General features: G+C 56.2%; 19 protein-coding genes. 15 read left to right on the forward strand and 4 right to left on the reverse strand.

Annotated features, from left to right (window positions below; genetic code table 11):
* The first annotated feature begins 70 nt into the window (after positions 1-70).
* The 10 genes from sapA to pdeR all read left to right on the forward strand — a co-directional run bounded on the left by sapA (position 71) and on the right by pdeR (position 14,907).
* Positions 71-1,708, forward strand: coding sequence for an ABC transporter substrate-binding protein SapA (gene sapA / locus ACU4F7_RS12235; RefSeq protein ID WP_029591557.1), 1,638 nt, complete (start codon positions 71-73; stop codon positions 1,706-1,708).
* Positions 1,705-2,670, forward strand: a complete 966-nt coding sequence (sapB, locus tag ACU4F7_RS12240) for a putrescine export ABC transporter permease SapB (protein WP_024556140.1) — start codon at positions 1,705-1,707, stop codon at positions 2,668-2,670. The genes sapA and sapB overlap by 4 nt, the downstream gene beginning before the upstream one ends.
* A complete protein-coding gene (gene sapC, locus ACU4F7_RS12245) occupies positions 2,657-3,547 on the forward strand; it encodes a putrescine export ABC transporter permease SapC (RefSeq protein WP_029591556.1) in 891 nt (296 codons plus the stop codon). The genes sapB and sapC overlap by 14 nt, the downstream gene beginning before the upstream one ends.
* Entirely contained in the window at positions 3,547-4,539 is a 993-nt protein-coding gene (sapD, locus tag ACU4F7_RS12250; RefSeq protein ID WP_481637022.1) for a putrescine export ABC transporter ATP-binding protein SapD, read from the forward strand. The genes sapC and sapD overlap by 1 nt, the downstream gene beginning before the upstream one ends.
* A gap of 1 nt (position 4,540) precedes the next feature.
* Positions 4,541-5,347, forward strand: a complete 807-nt coding sequence (sapF, locus tag ACU4F7_RS12255) for a putrescine export ABC transporter ATP-binding protein SapF (protein ID WP_029591555.1) — start codon at positions 4,541-4,543, stop codon at positions 5,345-5,347.
* Between the two features lie 261 nt (positions 5,348-5,608).
* Entirely contained in the window at positions 5,609-8,044 is a 2,436-nt protein-coding gene (locus ACU4F7_RS12260; RefSeq protein ID WP_481637023.1) for a glucose/quinate/shikimate family membrane-bound PQQ-dependent dehydrogenase, read from the forward strand.
* 388 nt (positions 8,045-8,432) lie between these two features.
* Entirely contained in the window at positions 8,433-9,221 is a 789-nt protein-coding gene (gene fabI / locus ACU4F7_RS12265) for an enoyl-ACP reductase FabI (protein WP_024556135.1), read from the forward strand.
* Between the two features lie 189 nt (positions 9,222-9,410).
* On the forward strand, positions 9,411-10,565 hold the full coding sequence (locus ACU4F7_RS12270) for a CMD domain-containing protein (protein WP_481637024.1): 1,155 nt from the start codon (positions 9,411-9,413) through the stop codon (positions 10,563-10,565).
* A 99-nt stretch (positions 10,566-10,664) separates the two neighbouring features.
* Complete coding sequence (locus ACU4F7_RS12275) at positions 10,665-12,599, forward strand: exoribonuclease II (protein WP_481637025.1); 1,935 nt, start codon at positions 10,665-10,667, stop codon at positions 12,597-12,599.
* A gap of 316 nt (positions 12,600-12,915) precedes the next feature.
* Complete coding sequence (gene pdeR, locus ACU4F7_RS12280) at positions 12,916-14,907, forward strand: cyclic di-GMP phosphodiesterase (RefSeq protein WP_481637026.1); 1,992 nt, start codon at positions 12,916-12,918, stop codon at positions 14,905-14,907.
* 79 nt (positions 14,908-14,986) lie between these two features.
* On the opposite strand, the gene ACU4F7_RS12285 is transcribed toward pdeR, so the two are convergent.
* Entirely contained in the window at positions 14,987-15,856 is an 870-nt protein-coding gene (locus ACU4F7_RS12285; RefSeq protein ID WP_024556131.1) for a crotonase/enoyl-CoA hydratase family protein, read from the reverse strand.
* 213 nt (positions 15,857-16,069) lie between these two features.
* Between ACU4F7_RS12285 and yciZ the strand changes: the two genes are divergently transcribed.
* Positions 16,070-16,252 (forward strand): protein YciZ/DeoL, encoded by a 183-nt coding sequence (gene yciZ, locus ACU4F7_RS12290; protein WP_029591550.1) that lies wholly within the window; start codon positions 16,070-16,072, stop codon positions 16,250-16,252.
* A gap of 27 nt (positions 16,253-16,279) precedes the next feature.
* Here yciZ and fsa read toward each other — a convergent pair whose 3' ends face one another.
* A complete protein-coding gene (fsa, locus tag ACU4F7_RS12295) occupies positions 16,280-16,942 on the reverse strand; it encodes a fructose-6-phosphate aldolase (protein WP_029591549.1) in 663 nt (220 codons plus the stop codon).
* A gap of 134 nt (positions 16,943-17,076) precedes the next feature.
* On the opposite strand from fsa, the gene ACU4F7_RS12300 reads away from it, so the two are divergent.
* The 4 genes from ACU4F7_RS12300 to osmB all read left to right on the forward strand — a co-directional run bounded on the left by ACU4F7_RS12300 (position 17,077) and on the right by osmB (position 21,690).
* A complete protein-coding gene (locus ACU4F7_RS12300; protein ID WP_481637027.1) occupies positions 17,077-17,976 on the forward strand; it encodes a glycyl-radical enzyme activating protein in 900 nt (299 codons plus the stop codon).
* 5 nt (positions 17,977-17,981) lie between these two features.
* Positions 17,982-20,414: a formate C-acetyltransferase/glycerol dehydratase family glycyl radical enzyme gene (locus ACU4F7_RS12305; protein WP_481637028.1), complete on the forward strand. Its 2,433-nt coding sequence runs from the start codon at positions 17,982-17,984 to the stop codon at positions 20,412-20,414.
* Positions 20,415-20,456: 42 nt separating this feature from the next.
* The gene (gene yciT / locus ACU4F7_RS12310; protein ID WP_029591546.1) at positions 20,457-21,215 is read left to right on the forward strand and encodes a DNA-binding transcriptional regulator YciT; all 759 of its coding nucleotides are present in this window, start codon (positions 20,457-20,459) and stop codon (positions 21,213-21,215) included.
* 259 nt (positions 21,216-21,474) lie between these two features.
* The gene (gene osmB / locus ACU4F7_RS12315; protein WP_007681389.1) at positions 21,475-21,690 is read left to right on the forward strand and encodes an osmotically-inducible lipoprotein OsmB; all 216 of its coding nucleotides are present in this window, start codon (positions 21,475-21,477) and stop codon (positions 21,688-21,690) included.
* Positions 21,691-21,814: 124 nt separating this feature from the next.
* Here osmB and yciH read toward each other — a convergent pair whose 3' ends face one another.
* Together yciH and pyrF are read right to left on the reverse strand one after the other, a co-directional pair.
* Positions 21,815-22,141 (reverse strand): stress response translation initiation inhibitor YciH, encoded by a 327-nt coding sequence (yciH, locus tag ACU4F7_RS12320; protein WP_481637029.1) that lies wholly within the window; start codon positions 22,139-22,141, stop codon positions 21,815-21,817.
* Positions 22,141-22,875: an orotidine-5'-phosphate decarboxylase gene (gene pyrF / locus ACU4F7_RS12325; RefSeq protein WP_481637030.1), complete on the reverse strand. Its 735-nt coding sequence runs from the start codon at positions 22,873-22,875 to the stop codon at positions 22,141-22,143. The genes yciH and pyrF overlap by 1 nt, the downstream gene beginning before the upstream one ends.
* Between the last annotated feature and the right edge of the window lie 22 nt (positions 22,876-22,897).

A 22,897-nucleotide genomic window follows, 5' to 3' on the forward strand; every position in this document is an offset into this window, starting at 1 on the left:
TCAGACTTTTTTTACGAAGCTATGTCAGGTGCGATACACTTTGGCTAGAGCCTTCATAACCTAAAAATATATGCGTGCAATTTTACCCCCCTTGCTTTTGACGCTTGGCATGCTGAGCGGCCAGACGCTGGCTGCGTCTGCTGAACAGCCCGCCGATATTCGTCAAAGCGGGTTTGTTTATTGTGTTAACGGCCAGGTCAATACGTTTACTCCCCAGAAAGCGGGCAGCGGACTTATTGTCGATACGCTCGCCGCTCAGCTTTATGACCGTTTACTGGATGTCGATCCTTATACTTATCGCCTGGTGCCTGAGCTGGCGGAAAGTTGGGAGGTGCTGGATAACGGCGCGACATACCGGTTCCGCCTGCGTAACAATGTTCACTTTCAGTCTACGGCCTGGTTTACCCCCACCCGCCCGCTGAATGCGGATGATGTGGTTTTCAGCTTCCAGCGCATCTTTAACCGCAATCATCCCTGGCATGCGGTTAACGGTGCGAGTTATCCCTATTTCGACAGCCTGCAGTTTGCCGAAAGCGTGCAAAGCGTGCGTAAACTGGATAACCGCACGGTGGAGTTTCGCCTGGCGAAGCCAGATGCTTCTTTCCTCTGGCATCTTGCGACCCATTACGCTTCGGTCATGTCTGCGGAATACGCTGATAAACTCACCGCGAACGACAAGCAAGAGCAGTTCGACCGCGAGCCGGTCGGCACCGGCCCCTTTAAACTGAGCGAATACAGAGCCGGGCAGTATATCCGGCTGGTTCGTCATGACGGCTACTGGCGCGGCCAGCCGCTGATGCCGCAGGTGGTGGTGGATTTAGGCTCCGGCGGCACCGGGCGTCTTTCCAAACTGCTCACTGGCGAATGCGACGTGCTTGCCTGGCCCGCCGCCAGCCAGCTCACTATTCTGCGTGACGACCCGCGCCTGCGCCTGAACCTGCGTCCCGGCATGAATATCGCTTATCTGGCGTTCAACACCAGCAAACCGCCGCTGGACAACCCGGAAGTACGGCATGCGCTGGCGCTCGCCATCAACAACCAACGTTTGATGCAGTCTATTTACTACGGTACCGCGGAAACGGCTTCCTCTATCCTGCCGCGCGCCTCCTGGGCTTATGACAATGAGTCAAAAGTGACCGAGTACAATCCGCGTCGCGCGCGGGAAAAGCTGCGCGAACTGGGCATTCATGACCTGACGCTGCAGCTGTGGGTGCCGACCAGCTCTCAGGCCTGGAACCCAAGCCCGCTCAAAACCGCAGAACTGATCCAGGCGGATATGGCGCAGGTTGGCGTTGAGGTGAAAATCGTGCCGGTGGAAGGCCGCTTCCAGGAGGCGCGGCTGATGGATATGACGCATGACTTAACGCTCGCCGGCTGGACCACCGACAGCAACGACCCGGACAGTATTTTCCGCCCGCTGCTTAGCTGCGCGGCGATTCATTCGCAAACTAACTATGCCCACTGGTGCAACCGCCCGTTTGACAACTTACTGCAAAAAGCGCTGGCTTCGCAGCAGTTGGCTTCCAGGATAGAGGCCTATACCGCCGCGCAGCATATGCTGGCCGACCAGTTGCCGGTACTGCCGCTGGCCTCGTCTCTTCGTTTGCAGGCTTACCGTTACGATATGAAAGGCCTGGTGCTGAGCCCCTTTGGCAATGCCTCTTTCGCTGGCGTATCCCGCGATAACGCGGAGGTAAAAAAACCATGATTATTTACACCATTCGGCGTCTTGTGCTGCTTCTGGTGACCCTGTTTTTTCTTACCCAGGTGGGATTTTGCCTGAGCTATTTCACGCCGCACGCCCCGTTGCAGGGAGCCTCGTTCTGGAACGCCTGGCTCTTCTGGCTGCAAAGCGTCGTGCACTGGGATTTTGGCGTCTCGAGCATCAACGGCCAGCTTATCACCACGCAGCTGCGTGAAGTTTTCCCGGCGACAATGGAGCTTTGCCTGCTGGCGTTCGGCCTGGCGCTGCTGGTGGGGATCCCGGTGGGGATGGCGGCGGGCGTCATGCGCGGCAAATGGCAGGATAAATTTATTAGCGCGCTGGCCTTGCTGGGTTTTTCAATTCCGGTTTTCTGGCTGGCGCTGCTCTTTACGCTCTTTTTCTCGTTAACGCTTGGCTGGCTGCCGGTTTCAGGACGGTTTGATCTCCTTTATGAAGTGAAAAACGTCACTGGTTTTGCGCTTATCGACGCCTGGCTTTCCGACTCGCCGTGGCGGCACGAAATGATGGTCAGCGCGCTGCGCCATATGGTGCTGCCCGTGATTACGCTTGCGGTAGCGCCGACCACCGAGGTGGTGCGCCTGATGCGCATCAGCACCATGGAGGTATTTGAGCAAAACTATATTAAAGCGGCCGCCACGCGCGGGCTTTCTCGTTTCACCATTTTACGCCGCCACGTGCTGCATAACGCGCTGCCGCCGGTGATCCCTCGCCTTGGTCTGCAATTTTCCACCATGCTGACGCTGGCGATGATTACCGAAATGGTCTTCAGCTGGCCCGGCCTTGGGCGGTGGCTGGTTAACGCCATTCGTCAGCAAGACTATGCCGCTATTTCAGCGGGCGTGATGGTAATAGGCTCACTGGTCATTTTGATTAATATGCTCTCCGATCTTCTCGGCGCGCTCGCTAATCCGCTGAAACATAAGGACTGGTATGCCTTACGATAATGTTTATAGCGAAAAGCGCCCCCCCGGCGCGCTGCGCACCGTGTGGCGCAAGTTTTACGGCGACACGCCGGCAATGGTCGGCCTTTACGGCTGCGCCGGGCTGGTGCTGCTCTGCCTGTTTGGTTCGCTTTTCGCTCCCTATGGGATTGATCAACAATTTTTAGGCTATCAACTGCTGCCGCCGTCGTGGTCGCGCTATGGCGAGGTTTCGTTTTTCCTTGGCACTGACGACCTGGGGCGCGACGTGCTGAGCCGTCTGCTCTGCGGCGCGGCGCCCACCGTGGGCGGCGCGTTTGTCGTGACGCTCGCCGCCACCTTATGCGGGCTGGCGCTGGGCGTGCTTGCCGGGGCGACCCACGGCCTGCGCTCGGCGGTGATGAACCATATTCTGGATACGCTGCTTTCCATCCCTTCCCTGCTGCTGGCGATAATCGTGGTCGCTTTCGCCGGGCCGCACCTGACGCATGCGATGTTCGCCGTCTGGCTCGCCTTGCTGCCGCGAATCGTTCGCTCGGTCTACGGCATGGTGCATGACGAACTGGAGAAAGAGTATGTTGTGGCGGCGCGTCTCGATGGCGCCACCACCTTTAATATCCTCTGGTTTGCCGTGCTGCCGAATACCGCCTCGGTGCTGGTTGCCGAAATCACCCGCGCGTTCTCAATGGCCATCCTTGATATCGCCGCGCTCGGCTTCCTCGACCTGGGCGCCCAACTGCCTTCGCCTGAATGGGGCGCGATGCTTGGCGATGCGCTGGAATTGATTTACGTCGCGCCCTGGACCGTCATGCTGCCGGGAGCGGCGATTATGATAAGCGTCCTGATGATTAACCTGCTGGGCGAAGGCATCCGCCGCGCCATCAATGCGGGGGTGGAATAATGCCGTTACTTGATATCCGTAACCTGACGATTGAACTCAAAACGGCCGAAGGCTGGGTTAAAGCGGTGGACCGCGTCAGCCTGAGCCTTGTCGAAGGCGAAATCCGCGGGCTGGTGGGCGAATCGGGGTCAGGGAAGAGTCTTATCGCTAAAGCCATCTGCGGCGTCACGAAAGACTCCTGGCGCGTGACGGCCGACCGCATGCGTTTTGCCGATATTGACTTGCTGCGCCTGTCACCGCGCGAGCGCCGCCGTCTGGTGGGCCATAATGTATCAATGATTTTTCAGGAGCCGCAGTCGTGTCTTGATCCCTCAGAACGCGTAGGCCGCCAACTGATGCAAAACATTCCCGCCTGGACTTATAAAGGGCGCTGGTGGCAACGTTTCGGCTGGCGCAAGCGTCGCGCCATTGAGCTTTTGCACCGCGTCGGGATAAAAGATCACAAAGACGCTATGCGCAGCTTTCCTTACGAGTTGACCGAGGGCGAATGCCAGAAGGTGATGATAGCCATCGCGCTGGCGAACCAGCCGCGTCTGCTGATTGCCGATGAGCCGACCAACGCCATGGAGCCGACAACGCAGGCGCAAATTTTCCGTTTGCTCACCCGGCTTAATCAGAACAACAACACCACGATTTTGCTTATCAGTCATGATCTGCAGATGCTGAGCCAGTGGGCGGACCGCATCAATGTGCTTTACTGCGGGCAGACGGTGGAAACCGCGCCGAGCGAAGACTTAATTTCCATGCCGCATCACCCTTATACGCAGGCGCTTATCCGGGCTATCCCCGACTTCGGCAGCCCGATGCCGCATAAAAGCCGCCTCAATACGCTGCCTGGCGCGATTCCCTTGCTTGAGCATTTACCGATTGGCTGCCGTCTGGGTCCTCGCTGCCCGTACGCTCAGCGCAAATGCATCGAAACGCCGCGGCTCGATGGCCCGCGCGGTCACTATTTCGCCTGCCATTTCCCCCTGAACATGGAGAAAGAGTGAAATGGTCGAGACCCTTTTACAGATCCGTAATCTCAGTAAAACTTTCCGCTACCGTACCGGTTGGTTCCATCGTCAGACCATAGAGGCGGTAAAGCCGCTGAGTTTTACCCTGCGCGAAAGGCAGACGCTGGCGATTATCGGCGAAAACGGCTCGGGCAAATCGACGCTTGCGAAAATGCTCGCCGGAATGATAGCGCCCACGACGGGCGAGATGATGATTGACGATCATCCGCTGCATTTTGGCGATTACGCTTTCCGCAGCCAGCGCATCAGGATGATTTTCCAGGACCCCTCCACCTCGCTTAACCCACGCCAGCGAATTTCGCAGATTCTTGATTTCCCGCTGCGCCTGAACACCGACCTGGAGCCGCAGGCGCGAAAAAAACGCATCATCGAAACGCTGCGCATGGTCGGGCTGCTGGAAGATCACGCAAGCTACTATCCGCACATGCTTGCGCCCGGCCAGAAACAACGCCTGGGGCTGGCGCGCGCGCTGATCCTGCGCCCGAAAGTGATTGTCGCGGACGAGGCGCTCGCCTCGCTCGATATGTCGATGCGCTCGCAATTGATTAACCTGATGCTCGAGCTGCAGGAGAAACAGGGCATCGCTTATATTTACGTGACGCAGCATATCGGCATGATGAAACACATCAGCGACCAGGTGATGGTGATGCATCAGGGCGACGTTGTGGAGCGCGGCGCGACGGCGGATGTGCTGGCGTCGCCGCTGCATGAACTGACGAAACGGCTTATCGCCAGCCATTTCGGCGAGGCGCTGACCGCCGACGCCTGGCGTAAGGATCGCTAACTCCCTGTCGCTTAGCCCGGCCCCGCGCCGGGTTTTTTTATCTTTTGTCAACACCCTCGCCTTACCCAATCGGTTCACACCACCCTTCAAATTTAACATTTAAACTTTCATTCGTAACAAATCTCGCGAACACCATTCACATCAATGAACCAGGTGGTATAATTATTTCATCTGGTCAGAAGACGCCCGTCTGCTCGCCATCACATCCCAACGCTGTACTTCGCCCCGGCCAACCGCTGGCGCGTTATCTGGAGAAACGTTATGTCTGAAAATTACACCCGGCCGTCGCGCGCGCTGGGTATCTGGTCTGCTTTGCTGGGGCTGGTGCTGCTTGCCATCGGCCTTTTCTTTGTCATAGGCGGCGGGAAATTGCTGTCGCTTGGCGGCAGCGCCTACTTCCTGGTAGCAGGCGTAGTCACCCTGCTGGCGGCTATTCAGCTTTTTCGCCGTAAGTCTTCCGCCGGTCCGCTGTTCGCGCTGGTCTTTTTCGGCACGCTTATCTGGGCGCTGTTCGATGCAGGCTGGGATTTCTGGCCGCTGGTGTCGCGCCTGATGGTGCCGGCAGGTTTGATGCTGCTTATCGCCGCCACCTGGCCTGCGCTTCGCAAGCGTGAAGGCAAACCGGCCCATCGCGGCGCGGCGTGGTCCTTCAGCGGGCTGATTCTGCTCGGCATGCTGGCTGCTTTCTGGCAGATGTTCCTGCCGCATCCTCCCGTCGCTTTTAAAGGCGAACCGCTGCCGCTGGTGCCGGTTGCGAAAGACAACGCGCAGACTGACTGGGCCAATTATGGCAACACGCCCGGCGGCAGCCGTTTTGTCGCCCTTGATCAAATCACGCGTGATAACGTTAAAGATCTGAAAGTCGCCTGGACTATGCATACCGGCGATATTCCGGATAGCCCGACCGGCAACGGCGCGGAAGATCAGCAAACGCCGCTGCAAATCGGCAACACGCTGTACCTTTGCACGCCGCACAATAACGTTATCGCCGTTGAAGCAAACAGCGGCAAGCAACTCTGGAAGCGCGAAATCAATGCGCAAGCGGAAGTGTGGAACCGCTGCCGCGGGCTTGCTTATTTCGACGCGACCAAACCACTGAGCCAGCCGACCGTGCCGGGCTCCACACCGGTTAAAACCGTGAGCATGGCCGCTGACGCCAGCTGCCAGCGCCGCATTCTGATGAACACCATTGATGCGCGCCTGATTGCGATTAACGCGGATAACGGCGAGTTCTGTGAAGGCTTCGGCAACCACGGCGTGGTGGATTTGAAAGCGGGCCTTGGCGACGCGCAGGATCCTAAATACCAGCTTACTTCAGCCCCTACGCTTGCCGGCACGACGGTGGTTGTCGGCGGCCGCGTGGCGGATAACGTCCAGACTGACATGCCGGGCGGCGTGTTGCGTGGTTTCGACGTCATCACCGGTGAAATGCGCTGGGCGTTCGACCCGGGCAACGATAACCCCAACGCGGTGCTGATGCCGGGCCAGAAATACGCTCGCAGTACGCCGAACTCCTGGGCGCCGATGTCTTACGACCCGGCCATGAATACTGTCTTTATCCCGATGGGCAGTTCGTCTGTGGACCTGTGGGGCGGCAACCGCACCCCGCTTGATCATAAATATGGCGCGTCTATCCTCGCGCTTGACGCCACCACCGGCAAAGAGAAGTGGGTATACCAGACCGTTCATAACGACCTGTGGGACTTCGACATCCCGATGCAGCCTACCCTGCTGGATTTCCCGCAAAAAGAGGGCGGCAGCAAGCCTGCGGTTGTGTTCGGCACCAAAGCGGGCCAGATTTTCGTGCTGGATCGCCTGACCGGCAAGCCGCTGACGGAGGTCAAAGAGCTGCCGATGAAGCAAGGCACTATCCCGAACGAGCAGTACACCAAAACGCAGCCTCACTCGGTCGGCATGCCGCAGATAGGCGCGCAAACGCTGAAAGAATCCGATATGTGGGGCGCCACGCCGTTTGACCAGCTCGCCTGCCGCATCGCGTTTAAAGAGATGCGTTATGACGGCCTCTTCACCGTTCCGGGTACCGACAAGTCCCTGAGCTTCCCGGGTTCACTCGGCGGCATGAACTGGGGCAGCCTCTCGACTGACCCGAATAGCCATTATATTTTCGTTAACGATATGCGTCTGGGCCTGTGGGTGCAGATGATCCCCGCTGACACCAGCGCTATTTCGCGCGGCAGCAACGGCGGCGAAGCTATCAATACCGGTATGGGCGCGGTGCCGCTCAAAGGCACGCCGTATGCCGTAAACAAGAACCGCTTTATGTCACCGCTTGGCATTCCTTGCCAGGAGCCGCCGTTCGGCACCCTCTCCGCCATTGACCTGAAAACCCAAAAAGTGGTGTGGCAGGTTCCGGTCGGCACCGTGCAGGATACCGGCCCGTTCGGCATCAAAATGCGCGCCCAGATGCCGGTAGGCATGCCGACCCTTGGCGGCACGCTCGCCACGCAGGGCGGCCTGGTGTTTATCGCCGGTACGCAGGATTACTACCTGCGTGCATTCGACAGCGCTACGGGCAAAGAAGTGTGGAAAGCGCGTCTGCCGGTCGGCAGCCAGGGCGGCCCGATGAGCTATGTTTCACCGAAAGACGGTAAGCAGTACATCCTGATTTCAGCAGGCGGCGCGCGCCAGTCGCCGGACCGTGGCGATTACGTTATCGCTTACGCCCTGGATAAATAAGGCATTATCCGCTGGCCCTGAAAGCCCTTCGCCCGGCGGCGAGGGGCTTTTTTTATCACCCTGAGGTTGGATCAGTCTGCGGTCGCGGCTGAGGTATACTTATCGGGTGCAGAGAGCTTTCAAGGGGCCCCTTATTTGCCCCCGCTGTACAGAACGTCCTATCGGTCCCGGGATGTCCGCTCCGCTCTGGTTTAGCGCGAACAGGTTACAAAATGCGCTGAAGATGACGCGTTTTCAGCCTAAGTCACGAAAATCGCCGGAAAAAGAGCGTGACACAGGAGGGCTTCAGTGGGATATAATTTTGCCTTCATTTCGAATACTTTTGGCTTAACTGAGTTAACCTGCTGATTGTTAAGCCAAAAAAGCAATGACTATAAGGATTAAAGCTATGGGTTTTCTTACCGGTAAGCGCATTCTGGTGACTGGCGTTGCCAGCAAACTGTCCATCGCGTACGGTATCGCACAGGCTATGCGTCGCGAAGGGGCTGAACTGGCGTTCACCTACCAGAACGATAAGCTGAAAGGCCGCGTGGAAGAGTTTGCCGCTCAACTGGACTCCAGCATTGTGCTGCCGTGTGACGTTGCGGAAGATGAAAGCATCACCGCGCTGTTCACCGAGCTTGCCAAAGTCTGGCCGAAATTTGACGGTTTCGTACACTCCATCGGCTTCGCTCCGGCGGATCAGCTGGATGGCGACTACGTTAACGCCGTAACCCGTGAAGGCTTCAAAATCGCCCACGACATCAGCGCTTACAGCTTTGTTGCGATGGCGAAAGCCTGCCGCGAGATGCTGAACCCGGGCTCCGCCCTGCTGACCCTCTCCTACCTGGGCGCAGAGCGCGCTATCCCGAACTATAACGTGATGGGTCTGGCGAAAGCGTCTCTGGAAGCGAACGTACGCTACATGGCGAATGCAATGGGTCCGGAAGGCGTACGCGTTAACGCTATCTCCGCCGGCCCGATCCGCACCCTGGCGGCTTCCGGTATCAAAGACTTCCGTAAAATGCTGGCGCATTGCGAAGCGGTTACGCCGATTCGCCGCACCGTCACCATTGAAGACGTAGGCAACAGCGCTGCGTTCCTCTGCTCCGACCTTTCCGGCGGCATCACTGGCGAAGTGGTTCACGTTGACGGCGGCTTTAGCATCGCCGCGATGAACGAGCTGGAACTGAAATAATCCGCTACTGACTCGCGCAAAGGGCAGGTTTTTAACCTGCCCTTTTCATTTATGCCTTTCTGATATTTATTATCACCGAACATTCTTTTATCGCCGCCAGCGGTTACGCCAGGATAAGTCAGCGTGATCTGTCCCGGCGTGCTGCATTTCAGGGTGCTCCGGGTCGCCAATTTTGACCAAGGAACGACCATGGAACCACGCCGTTTTTCCGGCAAAAGCCACTGGTATCATGAAACCCAGTCCAGCCGCTGTCCGGCTGACGTGCTCCCGCTGGTGCCTGAAGCCGCCTGGGTGGACGACCGTCTGCTGCTTGATTTATCGCTTGCCCACTCCCCTGCCCTTGCGCAGCTGGAATGGATTAACGAAGCGAGAAAACTGATTCCGTTGCTCTTCCCTGAAAGCGTGGCGGTGACAAGGCTGCATACCCTGAGCAGTTATGACCGTCTGAGCACCGCGTTGACTGTCGCGCAGGTATGGGGCGTACAGCGGCTCTGTAACCATTACGCCGCCCTGCTTGCTCCGCAGCCGGGCCCTGACTCCTCGCGCGAAAGCAACCGCCGCCTGACCCAAATCACCCAGTTCGCCCGCCAGCTCGCCATTTCGCCTACGGTGATTGATGACGCGGCGCGCGCGCAACTTGATGAGGTGGGTCTCTCCGGGTTTGACCGGGTTACGTTTACCCAGATAATCGGCTTTATCGGTTTTCAGGCGCGAGTGGTCGCTATTTTCCAGGCCCTGCAGGGACAACCGGTGCGCTGGGTGCCGGGGCTGGATATGCTGCAGGATGCGGCGCCTGAGCATTTCGGTCTGTCAGATTCTCACTGGCGCACCGATTTGCCGCCTGTCGCTATCAGCCATGCCAGCGAAAGCCAGCTGAAAGCGCTGGCCGCCTGTCAGCCGCATCTGGCTTTACGCGAGCTTTCGCACACCCTGGTTTATGATGCGGAAGTTCTGAATTTATTGCGCCAGCTTTGCGAACGCCTGAGCGACGGCCTTGATGATGAAGATCGCTCGCTGGTAACGTTGTTGACCGCGCGCATCAACGGCAGCGCCGCCTGTTTTAACGACACGCTTCAACGCTGGCGCGGCGAACCCAATCTGCCGGAAGCGATACGCAACGGCGAACGCGCGTTGCTGGCATGGAGCCACAATCATCCGCGCGAGCGCGCCATTATCCAGGCGGTGCAGCAGCTTACCCGTGCGCCCGATCGCTTTAGCGCCGCGCAGTTAACCCCCCTGCTCGATCAAGGTTACAGCGCCGAAGCCGCGCTGCGCCTGCTCGCCTGGGGCGGACTGTGCGGCTGGATCAACCGCCTCAGGATGGGGCTTGGCAGCAACCGTTGAGGGCTGAGACATTCATCGTTCAGGCCAAAGAGCGCTTGCCGCGAAGGGCGCAATCGCGTAAAACTGTCAGCCGCTCTTTTGGCCACGAAAATTCATACTATGTTTCAGGATAACCCGCTGCTTGCGCAGCTTAAACAGCAACTTCACTCCCAAACGCCTCGCGCCGAAGGGGTGGTAAAAGCCACGGATAAAGGCTTCGGCTTCCTCGAAGTCGACGCGCAGAAAAGCTACTTCATTCCGCCGCCGCAGATGAAGAAAGTGATGCATGGCGACCGTATCATCGCCGTGATTCACACGGAAAAAGAAAAGGAATCCGCTGAGCCGGAAGAGCTTGTCGAACCCTTTCTCACCCGTTTTGTTGGCCGGGTACAGAAAAAAGACGACCGTCTTTCTATCATTCCGGATCATCCGCTACTGAAAGACGCTATCCCCTGCCGCGCCGCCCGCGGCGTGGAGCACGACTTCCAGCAGGGCGACTGGGCTGTCGCCCAGATGCGCCGTCATCCGCTGAAAGGGGACCGCAGCTTCTACGCTGAGCTGACGCATTTCATCACCTTCAGCGACGATCATTTCGCTCCATGGTGGGTGACGCTCGCTCGTCATAACCTTGAGCGCGAAGCGCCGGATGGCGTGGCGACGGAAATGCTCGACGAAGGCCTGGTGCGTGAAGACCTGACGGCGCTTGACTTTGTCACTATCGACAGCGCCAGCACCGAAGATATGGATGATGCCTTGTTTGCAGAAGAAGCGGCGGACGGCAGCATTCAGTTAACCGTGGCTATCGCCGATCCGACCGCCTGGATTGCCGAAGGCAGCAAGCTTGATAATGCCGCGCGCATTCGCGCCTTTACCAACTATCTGCCGGGCTTCAATATCCCGATGCTGCCGCGCGAGCTTTCTGACGACCTCTGTTCGCTGCGCGCGAATGAGCGTCGCCCGGTGCTCGCCTGCCGCATGACCATCGATGCGGATGGCGCTATCGGCGACGATATCCACTTCTTCGCCGCCACTATCGAGTCGAAAGCCAAGCTGGTGTATGACAATGTCTCCAACTGGCTGGAAAACAGCGGCGACTGGCAGCCGGAAAGCGACGCCATCGCTCAGCAGATCCGTCTGTTGCAGACTGTCTGCGCGCGCCGCGGCGAGTGGCGTCATAACCATGCGCTGGTCTTTAAAGATCGTCCCGACTATCGCTTTATTCTTGGTGAAAAAGGCGAAGTGCTGGATATCGTGGCCGAACCTCGCCGCATCGCCAACCGCATGGTAGAAGAGGCGATGATCGCCGCTAACGTCTGCGCCGCTCGCGTACTGCGCGACACGCTGGGCTTTGGCGTTTACAACGTGCATTCAGGCTTTGATCCGGCGAACACCGAGCAGCTGGCGGCATTGCTGAAGAGCCACGGCATGCATGTGGACGCGCAGGAAGTGCTCACGCTGGATGGCTTCTGCAAGCTGCGTCGCGAACTGGACGCGCAGCCTTCCGGTTTCCTCGATAGCCGCATTCGCCGCTTCCAGTCGTTCGCTGAAATCAGCACCGAACCGGGCCCGCACTTTGGGCTGGGGCTGGAAGCTTACGCCACCTGGACGTCGCCTATCCGCAAATATGGCGACATGCTGAACCATCGCCTGTTAAAAGCCATCATCAAGAGTGAAACGGCGCAGCGCCCGCAGGATGAAGTGACGGTACAGATGGCTGAACGCCGCCGCTTAAACCGCATGGCGGAGCGTGACGTCGGCGACTGGCTCTATGCCCGCTTCCTTAATGATAAAGCGGGTACAGATACCCGTTACGCTGCTGAGATTATCGATGTCAGCCGCGGCGGCATGCGCGTGCGTCTTGTTGATAATGGCGCCGTAGCGTTTATTCCGGCGCCGTTCCTGCATGCCGTGCGCGACGAGCTGGTTTGCAGCCAGGAAAATGGCACCGTGCAAATCAAAGGCGAAACCGTTTATAAAGTGACGGATGTTATCGACGTAACCATTGCCGAAGTGCGTATGGAAACCCGCAGCGTTATCGCTCGTCCTGCCGTTTAATTACCCCCTTTTTCCCCGGCTTCGCCGGGGAAACTTTCTTCAGCCCTTCTTCTTAGTTCCGCTTCGTGAGCATTAGCACTTTTTCTCTTTCTGACCACGCAAAAAAAGCAAAAAACGCCCACAATAAGAGGTATTCTTCACGTCTGGTTAAGGAATATTGACCCTGAGTGGTAAAATAAACCGCTGCGGATATTACGTTTTTTTGACTATCTTTTTATGAAAACAAGGTTGTTTTGCGTCTCCTGAAGGCGCTCGCTGTCCAGAGCCTGCCTGTGGGAAATAACATGTGCGCTTATTGGTTGGGTCGGGAGAAAGAATGAAAGACGAACAGGAGCAAAACCTGCTTTATCGTTATTTAGGGACAACCAGCCCGTTCTGGCGTTTACCCGCCGACAGCAACGCTTTGCAATTGGCCGCAAGCGAAAACGCCGATATCAGCCAGGTTGTAACCCTTACGCCAGAACAGGCGGAGCAAATCCGGGCGATGACAGTGATAACCTCCAGCGTCACGATGTCGGTTTCCCTTTTTGGCTGCGAAGTGCCGCTGCATCTGGTGGGACGCAAAGTGTCGAAACGCGAATGGGCGGGTACCGCTTCGAGCTGGCATGACACCTCCTCCGTCGCCCGCGATCTGGTGCAGGGCCTCTCCTTTGCTGAGCAGGTTGTTTCTGAGGCCAATTCCGTCATTGTTATTCTCGATCGTCTTGGCAATATTCAGCGCTTCAACCGGCTATCTGAAGAATATACCGGGATGAAAGAGCAGGAAGTTATTGGCCAGAACGTATTTAAACTCTTTATGAGCCCAACTGAAGCGGCAGCTTCCAGACGTAATATTTCCGGCTTTTTCCGTAATGGTAACTCTTATGAGGTAGAGCGCTGGATTAAAACGCGCAAAGGTCAGCGGCTTTTTTTATTCCGAAATAAATTTGTGCACAGCGGCAGCGGTAAAAATGAAATATTCCTGATTTGCTCCGGCACAGATATTACCGAAGAGCGTCGCGCGCAGGAACGCTTACGCGTATTGGCTAACACCGACACTATCACCGGGCTGCCAAATCGTAACGCCATTCATGACATGATAACCGAAGCCATCGCCCAGCGGGGCGAAACCCAGGTGGGTGTGGTGTATCTCGATCTGGATAACTTTAAGAAAGTGAACGACGCCTATGGCCATATGTTTGGCGACCAGCTTTTGCAGGCGGTGTCGCTGGCCATTCTGAGCTGTCTTGAAGATGGGCAACTGCTGGCGCGCCTTGGCGGCGACGAATTTATCGTGCTTGCGACCAATACGTCGCAAGGCGCGCTGGAAGCCATGGCGTCACGCATTCTTACCCGCCTGAAAAACCCGTTCCGCATTGGTCTGATTGAGATTTATTCTGGCTGCTCGCTCGGGATTTCGCTGGCGCCGCAACACGGCACTGACCGGGAAAGCGTTATTCGTAACGCCGACACCGCGATGTATACCGCAAAAGAAGGCGGACGCGGCAAATTCTGCGTCTTCTCTCCGGAGATGAACCAGCGTGTGTTTGAATATTTATGGCTTGATACCAACCTGCGTAAAGCGCTGGATAACGATCAACTGGTGATTCACTACCAGCCCAAAGTGACCTGGCGCGGCGAAGTGCGCAGCCTTGAAGCGCTGGTGCGCTGGCAGTCACCGGAGCGCGGGCTTATCCCGCCGCTCGATTTCATCTCATACGCCGAGGAGTCCGGGCTGATTGTGCCGCTCGGACGCTGGGTGATGCTGGATGTGGTACGCCAGGTGGCGAAATGGCGCGATAAGGGAATCAATTTACGGGTAGCCGTGAACGTATCTGCTCGCCAGCTGGCGGATCAAACCATATTCAGCGACCTGAAACAGGCCCTGCACGATCTTGGCTTTGAATATTGCCCGATAGACGTCGAATTAACAGAGAGCTGTTTAATTGAAAATGAAGAACTGGCGCTGTCGGTGATTGAACAGTTCAGCCAGTTGGGCGCGCAAATTCACCTGGATGACTTTGGCACCGGTTACTCTTCTCTTTCTCAGCTGGCGCGCTTTCCTATAGACGCCATCAAGCTTGACCAAAGCTTTGTGCGCGATATTCACAAGCAATCCGTTTCACAATCGCTGGTTCGGGCCATCGTGGCCGTGGCGCAGGCGCTGAATTTACAGGTTATTGCCGAAGGGGTGGAAAGTATTAAAGAAGATGCTTTTCTGACCAAAAACGGCGTTACGGAACGTCAGGGCTTTTACTTTGCCAAGCCCATGCCTGCGAGCGCTTTTGAACGATGGTATAAGCGCTATCAGACGCGAAAAATGGGGTGATTACCGCCATAAAAGACGTCGCAAACAACGACGTCTTTGCCAGTTAACACTCTACAGCAACCCGGAACGGGTTATGAGGTTAGCCAACTTTACGCAACACCGACGCGGTGTGACGGTTTTGCAGTTGCACCAGACGCTCCATATAAGCGATATCTTTAGGCTCCAGGCAAAATGCCGCGTCTACCCAATCCTCGGTAATATCCATCAACTCGGAACGCGGCAATTGCAGCACCCGCTGACGCGCGCGCAGCATGGCTCTGACGCCATTTAAACGCGGCTGCAGCGTATCGATGAAGGTACGCGTGGCGACGTAGCCCTGGCCTGGTTCAAACAACTCATCGACCAGCCCATGCTGCTCATACCACTCCGCCGTATGTGATTCGCCTTTATAGATCAGCGCTTCGGCAAGCTTCATGCCTGCGCGACGCGCCACCAGCGAATACCCCCCCATACCGGGAAACAGGTTAAAGGCGATTTCCGGAAATCCAAGCCGCGCATCCCGCTGAGCCAGAACAAAATGGTGCGCCAGCGCGGCTTCAAACCCGCCGCCCAGGGCGCTGCCCTCCACCATCGCCAGCGAAATGGCCCCCGTATCGAAACCGCGCGATGCAGCATGCACGCAGTCCACACAGGCGCGGGCATAAGCCCGCAGCGCCTCGCGGCGACCATTCTGGATGCAATCGACGAAGAAACCTAAATCGCCGCCCGTGTTGTACATGCCGGGGACCAGCGAGCCGGTCACCCAGAAGTCCACCCGGAATCCGGCTTGTTGCACCAGATAAGCAAGATTCATGATCTCTTCTATCAGCGCATGGTTAAAGCAGGGGCGCGGTTGCGAGCGCAGCATCATCCAGACGGTGCGGCGTTCCTCTTCATAATAACCAGACAACTGGGTGAAACGAGCAGTATCGGTAAAGAGTTTGCAAGTTGGTTGGTTTAATACTGTCATAGTCTTTCCTCATGTGAGTGAATGCGTTAGACGCATAATCAGACTACTGCACAGCCTCTATTCTCTGTATTCAGCGAAGCGGTTTTATAAGGCTCCTTTATGATTTAATAAAAAGGAGTTAGTACTATCTCACCAGAAACCCTGATGAAATCTTCTCTTTTCCGATGCTTTTTAGCATCATACGATTACAGCAAAATTGAAAAGGAAAGTGCTATGAATTCCCTTGATCCCCGCCTTCTGGCGCAGCGCATCGATACCGTTCTGGATATTCTGGTCGCGGGCGATTACAGCTCGGCAATAAATAATCTGGAAATTTTAAAAGCGGAATTGCTGGCGCAGAGCGAAAACGCAGATAACAACGCCGAGGGAGGGGAAAAATCGCCCTGGGAAATTTAACCGCTCCTCCCGAGAGGAGCAGTTCGGTTACAGCGAAAGGGAGCCGAAAGCGCTCTGCCAGTCTTTATCAAACGTGGCGATAGCGGCGTTGACGGCTGGCGTGCCGAGCAATTGTTCAGCGACATCCAGCGGCAGCGTAATGGCTTCGCAGCCAGCGAGCAGGCACGAGAGCGCTTGATGCGGCGTGCGAAAGCTTGCCGCCAGTACTTTTGAGTGCGGCGCGTGCAAAGTCAGCAATTGCTGGAGATCCTGCACCATCGCTATCCCGTCTCCTCCCTGAGCGTCAAGACGATTAACGTAAGGCGCGACATATTCCGCCCCGGCCAGCGCCGCCAGCAGCCCCTGCGCTGCGCCATAGACTGCGGTGCCGAGCGTTGGGATGCCCAGTATTTTTAGTTGCTTCATCGCCGCCAGCCCTTCAGCGGTGGTAGGCACTTTAACCACCAGACCGGGCACTCTTGCAGACAGTTGTTGCGCCTCTTTCACCATCTCTTCAGCCTGGGGCGCAATCACCTGAGCGAAAAGTTTGCCTTCTCCCCCCAGCGCTTCCTGCAACGCGGGCAGCACATCCCACAGCGGTATGCCGCCTTTCGCCACGATAGAAGGGTTGGTAGTTACGCCCTGAAGCGGCAGTATGCGCGCCAGGCGTTTGACGGCGGCAACATCAGCCGTATCCAGATAAAGCTCCATGATTTCTCCTGAAACGTAGTCGATCACATAGCTGTCATCATAATTCCGCCACCGTATGTTTACCTGATCTGCGTCAATTAAACTTTCATTCGAAAGTAATTTAATTTACGAAAGAAACTTACGGCGAGGCATTTATGCTTTTCAATCTGCAACGATATTCCACTCACGACGGCCCAGGCATTCGTACCGTGGTCTTCCTTAAAGGCTGCTCTCTGGGCTGCCGCTGGTGTCAGAATCCGGAAAGCCGCAGCCGTGAAAGTGATCTGCTTTTTGATGAACGGCTTTGCCTTGCTGGCTGTGAACTTTGTCAGTCAACCTGCCCGCATGCCATTACCAGGCAGAACGATAGGCTGGTTATCGCGCGCGGTAAGCTGCGTAACGAAGACATGCAGCGGCTGGTTGACTGCTGTCCTACGCAAGCGTTAACGGTTTGCGGCGAAGAACAAACCGTAGAAGCCATTATGGAAAGAGTGTTGCGCGACAAACCGTTCTATGAACGCAGCGGCGGTGGCATCACGCTGTCTGGCGGTGAGCCTTTTATGCAACCGGCGCTGGCGCGCGACTTGCTCAAGCGCAGCCGCGAAGCGGGCATTCATACGGCAGTCGAGTCGTGCCTGCATGTGCCATGGAAATACATCGAGCCCTGCCTGCCCTCGCTCGACCTTCTGCTGGCTGACCTGAAACATGTCGACGGCGAGCGCTTTCATGCCTGGACCGACGGCAACGCGCAGCGCGTTATGGATAATTTTCGCCGCTTAGCGGCGGCAAATGTGAAGATGACGGTCCGCGTACCGCTCATTCCCGGTTTTAATGCTGATGAAGCCTCTATCCGGGCAATCACTAACTTCGCCGCCGATGAAATCGGCGTGCGTGAGATTCATTTTCTTCCCTACCACACCCTGGGCATCAACAAATACAGACTGCTCAATCAACCCTATCTGGCCGCGCAAACCCCGCTTGACGCACCGGACCTGCTGGCTTTTGCCGAGCAGTACGCCCGACAAAAAGGGATGACGGCCTGGCTTCGAGGATAACTACCATGACCGAACTCAACCTCAATTTTTTAAGCAACCGCATCAAGGCCCATAAAGAGGCGTTGATCCACATCGTCAAGCCGCCGGTTTGCACCGAGCGCGCCCGTCACTACACCGCGGTTTATCAGCAGCACCAGGATAAACCCTTGCCGGTGCGTCGCGCGCTGGCGCTGGCCCACCACCTGGCGGAGCGCACTATCTGGATCAAACACGACGAGCTGATCGTGGGCAATCAGGCAAGTCAGGTGCGCGCCGCCCCTTTCTTTCCTGAATACACCGTAAACTGGATAGAGAACGAAATCGATGAACTTGGCGACCGTCCGGGCGCAGGCTTTTCCGTAAGCCAGGAAGATAAAGCGGTAATGCACGAAGTGTGCCCGTGGTGGCGCGGCCAGACGGTGCAGGATCGCTGCTACGGCATGTTCACCGATGAGCAAAAAGCGTTGCTGGCGACCGGCATTATCAAAGCTGAAGGCAACATGACCTCAGGCGACGCGCACCTTGCGGTCAACTACCCGCTGCTGCTTGAAAAAGGGCTCGACGGCCTGCGCGAAAAAGTAGCGGAACGCCGCAGCCGCCTGGCGCTGACTGACTGGGACGATTTGCATAAAGAGCAGTTCCTGAAAGCCATTGATATTACCTTCGCGGCGCTTAGCGAACATATTCTGCGTTATACGGCACTTGCCCGTGAAATGGCGCAAACCGAAACGCGTCAGGCGCGCCGCGACGAGTTATTGGCTATGGCGAAGAACTGCGAACATATCGCTCATCAACCGCCGGTCACCTTCTGGCAGGCTTTACAGCTCAGCTATTTTGTCCAGCTTGTTCTGCAAATTGAATCTAACGGCCACTCCGTTTCCTTCGGCCGCCTCGATCAGTATCTGTACCCGTGGTATCGCCGCGATGTAGAGCTGGAGCAGACGCTAACGCGCGAACAGGCTATCGAACTACTGCAAAGCTGCTGGCTGAAACTGCTGGAAGTAAACAAAATCCGCTCTGGTTCTCACTCCAAAGCCTCCGCGGGCAGCCCGCTTTACCAGAACGTCACGATTGGCGGCCAGAAGCTGGTTAATGGCGAAGCCGTGGACGCGGTTAACCCGCTCTCTTATGCCGTGCTGGAATCGTGCGGCCGACTGCGTTCCACTCAACCAAACCTTAGCGTGCGCTACCATGCCGGCATGAGCAATGATTTCCTGGACGCTTGCGTGCAGGTGATTCGCTGCGGTTTCGGCATGCCCGCGTTCAATAACGATGAAATCGTTATCAGCGAATTCATCAAACTTGGCGTGAGCCGCGAAGATGCTTACGACTATGCCGCGATTGGCTGTATCGAAACGGCCGTTGGCGGCAAATGGGGCTATCGCTGTACCGGCATGAGCTTTATTAACTTTGCGCGCGTTATGCTCGCCGCGCTTGAGGGCGGCCGTGACGCCACCAGCGGCAAAGTCTTCCTGCCGCAGACGCAGGCGCTTTCCGCTGGCAACTTCCGCGCTTTTGATGAGGTGATGACGGCCTGGGATAATCAAATCCGTTACTACACGAAGAAGTCTATTGAGATCGAATGCGTTGTCGACACCGTGCTGGAAGAAAACGCCCACGATATCCTCTGCTCAGCGCTGGTGGACGACTGCATTGAGCGTGGCAAGAGCATTAAACAGGGCGGCGCAAAATATGACTGGGTATCCGGCCTGCAGGTAGGCATCGCCAACCTCGGCAATGGACTGGCGGCAGTTCGTAAACTGGTATTCGACCAGGGCGTTATTGGCCAGCAGCAGCTTGCCGAAGCGCTGGCGAACGATTTCGACGGGCTTACCGGCGAGCAGTTGCGCCAGCGGCTGATTAACAGCGCCCCGAAATATGGCAATGACGAGGACGATGTCGATCTGCTGCTTTCCCGCGCTTATCAGACCTATATCGATGAGCTGAAACAATACCATAACACCCGTTATGGCCGCGGACCGACCGGGGGCACCTACTATGCCGGCACGTCATCTATTTCCGCCAACGTGCCGTTTGGCGCGGCGACAATGGCAACGCCAGACGGGCGCAAAGCGAAAACGCCGCTGGCAGAAGGCGCAAGCCCCTCTTCCGGCACCGATCGCCTGGGACCCACGGCAGTGATTAGCTCGGTTGGAAAACTGCCAACCGATAAAATTCTTGGCGGCGTACTGTTGAATCAAAAACTTAACCCGTCCACACTGGATAATCTGCGTGACCGGGAAAAATTGATGATGATGCTGCGCACCTTCTTTGAGGTTCATAAAGGCTGGCATGTGCAGTACAACATCGTATCTCGCGAGACGCTGCTGGACGCCAAAGCCCACCCTGATAAGTATCGTGACCTGGTTGTACGTGTGGCAGGCTACTCCGCGTTCTTTACGGCCTTATCCCCTGACGCTCAGGATGATATTATTGCGCGTACAGAACATACGCTCTAACCGACATGCGGTGGCTTCGGCCACCGCTTATAACTGGCAGATATGAATTCCAGACAACAACTTATTTTACAGATGGTAATTGACCAAGGCCGCGTCAGCGTGGCCGAACTCGCCAAAACGACTGGCGTGTCTGAGGTGACAATCCGTCAGGATCTTAACCTTCTTGAAAAACAAAGCTACCTTCGTCGTACCCATGGCTATGCGGTCCCGCTGGACAGCGATGACGTGGAAACGCGCATGATGAATAACTATCCCATTAAACGTCAGCTGGCGGAATTCGCGGCAAGCCTGGTCAATGACGGCGAAACGGTGTTCATCGAAAATGGCAGTAGCAATGCTCTGCTGGCCCGCACGCTGGCCGAGCAGAAAAACATTACCCTGATTACGGTCAGCAGCTATATTGCCCACCTGTTGAAAGAGACCTCCTGCGAAGTCATTTTACTGGGCGGCATCTATCAGAAAAAAAGCGAAAGCATGGTAGGACCGCTGACCAGGCAGTACATCCAGCAGGTGCATTTCAGTAAAGCGTTTATTGGTATTGATGGATGGCAACCGGATACCGGCTTTACCGGACGGGATATGATGCGCGCCGACGTCGTTAACGCCGTGCTGGAGAAAGGCAGCGAGGCTATTATTCTCACTGATAGCTCTAAATTTGGCGCCGTTCATCCTTATACGCTGGGTCCCGCTGCGCAATTCAGCCGTGTTATCACTGACGACAAATTAAACCCAGGCGCCCATCAAACGTTAAAGCAGAGCGGGCTGACTGTCGACATTGTCCCCCATTACCCTACCCTGTAATTTTTTTAAGCTGCGCTGAACCTGGCGCAGCCACCTCTGAGAGTTTTCTCATCCATTAATTAAGACTTTTTACCTGTCTGATCACGTTAAAGAAATTAAAATTATGTTTAGCGATATAACAGGAAGTAACTGTCACCAGCGTGATTTTATTTTATCCGTATCGCCACACCGTTTCACGTAGAAGCTTTAAGCGGCGGGATTGCCACTATACTTAAAGAGCAACTTCTTTCTGTGAATCAATTATTCAGGAGAAAGTATTATGTCGTTAAATTACAAAAAAGTGGCCGCAGCGCTGCTGGCAGTCACTCTGGCAACCTCTCTTAGTGCTTGTTCAAACTGGTCTAAACGTGACCGCAATACCGCGATCGGTGCTGGCGCGGGCGCAATTGGCGGCTCCGTGCTGACTGACGGTAGCGCGCTGGGTACGCTGGGCGGCGCAGCCGTTGGCGGCATCATTGGCCATCAGGTAGATTAATATCGCTCCAGTGCGGACGGATGTAAAAATGCCAAAACTATAACAGTGCAAATAATTCTGTCTGGCTGAAGCGAATTGACTAAAACTGACAAAAAGGCCACGGCATTTGCCGTGGCCAATTTATTTACCCGCCAGCGAGTTTTACTTTCATTCCTTTGGCTTCGAGTAAGCTTTTTATTAAATCTCGCTTATCGCCCTGAATTTCGATAACGCCTTCTTTAACTGCTCCTCCGCAACCGCATTTTGCTTTCAGTTCCGCAGCTATCTTTTTAAGCGTGGCGTCATCAGCATCAATACCGGTAATCAGACAGACCCCTTTTCCTTTCCTGCCACTGGTCTGGCGCTGAATTCGCACAATACCATCGCCTTTTGGACGTTCTGGCGCAGCGTCAGGCTCATGTATACGCCCGGTTTCAGTGGAATAGACCAGCCGGCTATTGTTATCGCCCATTATGCCTCCTGTTTAAGCGATGCAAGAATATCACACAGCATTTGCGCCGGATCGGCGGCACGCGTAATAGGTCGTCCAATAACCATATAGTCCACGCCAGCAAGTTGAGCCTGCTGCGGCGTCATAATACGACGCTGGTCGCCTGCTTCGGCCCCTTCCGGACGAATGCCTGGAGTGACCAGCTTAAAAGCGGCGCCCAGTTCATTTTTAAAACGTACGGCTTCCTGGGCCGAGCAGACTACGCCATCAAGGCCGCATTCCTGGGTCAGACGCGCCAGACGCTCCGCATGGTCAGCCGGGCTCAGGGTAATGCCGACATCAGCCAAATCGCTGGCTTCCATGCTTGTTAACACCGTAACGGCAATCAGCAGTGGCGCGTCGGCGCCGAAAGGCGCCAGGGCTTCTTTTGCCGCGCGCATCATTCGCGCCCCGCCGCTGGCATGCACATTGACCATCCACACGCCGAGTTCCGCTGCAGTTGCGACAGCGCGCGCGGTGGTGTTGGGGATGTCGTGAAATTTCAGGTCGAGAAAAACATCGAACCCGCGTTCGTGTAGATCGCTTATCAACTGAGGGCCGCACAGCGTGAACATCTCTTTACCTACCTTCAGACGGCAATCTCGCGGGTCGATACGGTCGACAAAAGCAAGCGCGCTATCGCGATTGTCATAATCGAGCGCGACAACAATCGGCGAATCAGTAACAGAACGGGAGGAGGATGCAGTTAACTTCATGACCAGACCTTCTGACAGAGGG

The organism is Franconibacter pulveris, assembly GCF_056780215.1.

Bases quoted from the DNA above. Each gene is read 5' to 3' on its own strand.
- sapA (WP_029591557.1), top strand. From the start codon at position 71: ATGCGTGCAATTTTACCCCCCTTGCTTTTGACGCTTGGCATGCTGAGC.
- sapB (WP_024556140.1), top strand. From the start codon at position 1,705: ATGATTATTTACACCATTCGGCGTCTTGTGCTGCTTCTGGTGACCCTG.
- sapC (WP_029591556.1), top strand. From the start codon at position 2,657: ATGCCTTACGATAATGTTTATAGCGAAAAGCGCCCCCCCGGCGCGCTG.
- sapD (WP_481637022.1), top strand. From the start codon at position 3,547: ATGCCGTTACTTGATATCCGTAACCTGACGATTGAACTCAAAACGGCC.
- sapF (WP_029591555.1), top strand. From the start codon at position 4,541: ATGGTCGAGACCCTTTTACAGATCCGTAATCTCAGTAAAACTTTCCGC.
- ACU4F7_RS12260 (WP_481637023.1), top strand. From the start codon at position 5,609: ATGTCTGAAAATTACACCCGGCCGTCGCGCGCGCTGGGTATCTGGTCT.
- fabI (WP_024556135.1), top strand. From the start codon at position 8,433: ATGGGTTTTCTTACCGGTAAGCGCATTCTGGTGACTGGCGTTGCCAGC.
- ACU4F7_RS12270 (WP_481637024.1), top strand. From the start codon at position 9,411: ATGGAACCACGCCGTTTTTCCGGCAAAAGCCACTGGTATCATGAAACC.
- ACU4F7_RS12275 (WP_481637025.1), top strand. From the start codon at position 10,665: ATGTTTCAGGATAACCCGCTGCTTGCGCAGCTTAAACAGCAACTTCAC.
- pdeR (WP_481637026.1), top strand. From the start codon at position 12,916: ATGAAAGACGAACAGGAGCAAAACCTGCTTTATCGTTATTTAGGGACA.
- ACU4F7_RS12285 (WP_024556131.1), bottom strand. From the start codon at position 15,856: ATGACAGTATTAAACCAACCAACTTGCAAACTCTTTACCGATACTGCT.
- yciZ (WP_029591550.1), top strand. From the start codon at position 16,070: ATGAATTCCCTTGATCCCCGCCTTCTGGCGCAGCGCATCGATACCGTT.
- fsa (WP_029591549.1), bottom strand. From the start codon at position 16,942: ATGGAGCTTTATCTGGATACGGCTGATGTTGCCGCCGTCAAACGCCTG.
- ACU4F7_RS12300 (WP_481637027.1), top strand. From the start codon at position 17,077: ATGCTTTTCAATCTGCAACGATATTCCACTCACGACGGCCCAGGCATT.
- ACU4F7_RS12305 (WP_481637028.1), top strand. From the start codon at position 17,982: ATGACCGAACTCAACCTCAATTTTTTAAGCAACCGCATCAAGGCCCAT.
- yciT (WP_029591546.1), top strand. From the start codon at position 20,457: ATGAATTCCAGACAACAACTTATTTTACAGATGGTAATTGACCAAGGC.
- osmB (WP_007681389.1), top strand. From the start codon at position 21,475: ATGTCGTTAAATTACAAAAAAGTGGCCGCAGCGCTGCTGGCAGTCACT.
- yciH (WP_481637029.1), bottom strand. From the start codon at position 22,141: ATGGGCGATAACAATAGCCGGCTGGTCTATTCCACTGAAACCGGGCGT.
- pyrF (WP_481637030.1), bottom strand. From the start codon at position 22,875: ATGAAGTTAACTGCATCCTCCTCCCGTTCTGTTACTGATTCGCCGATT.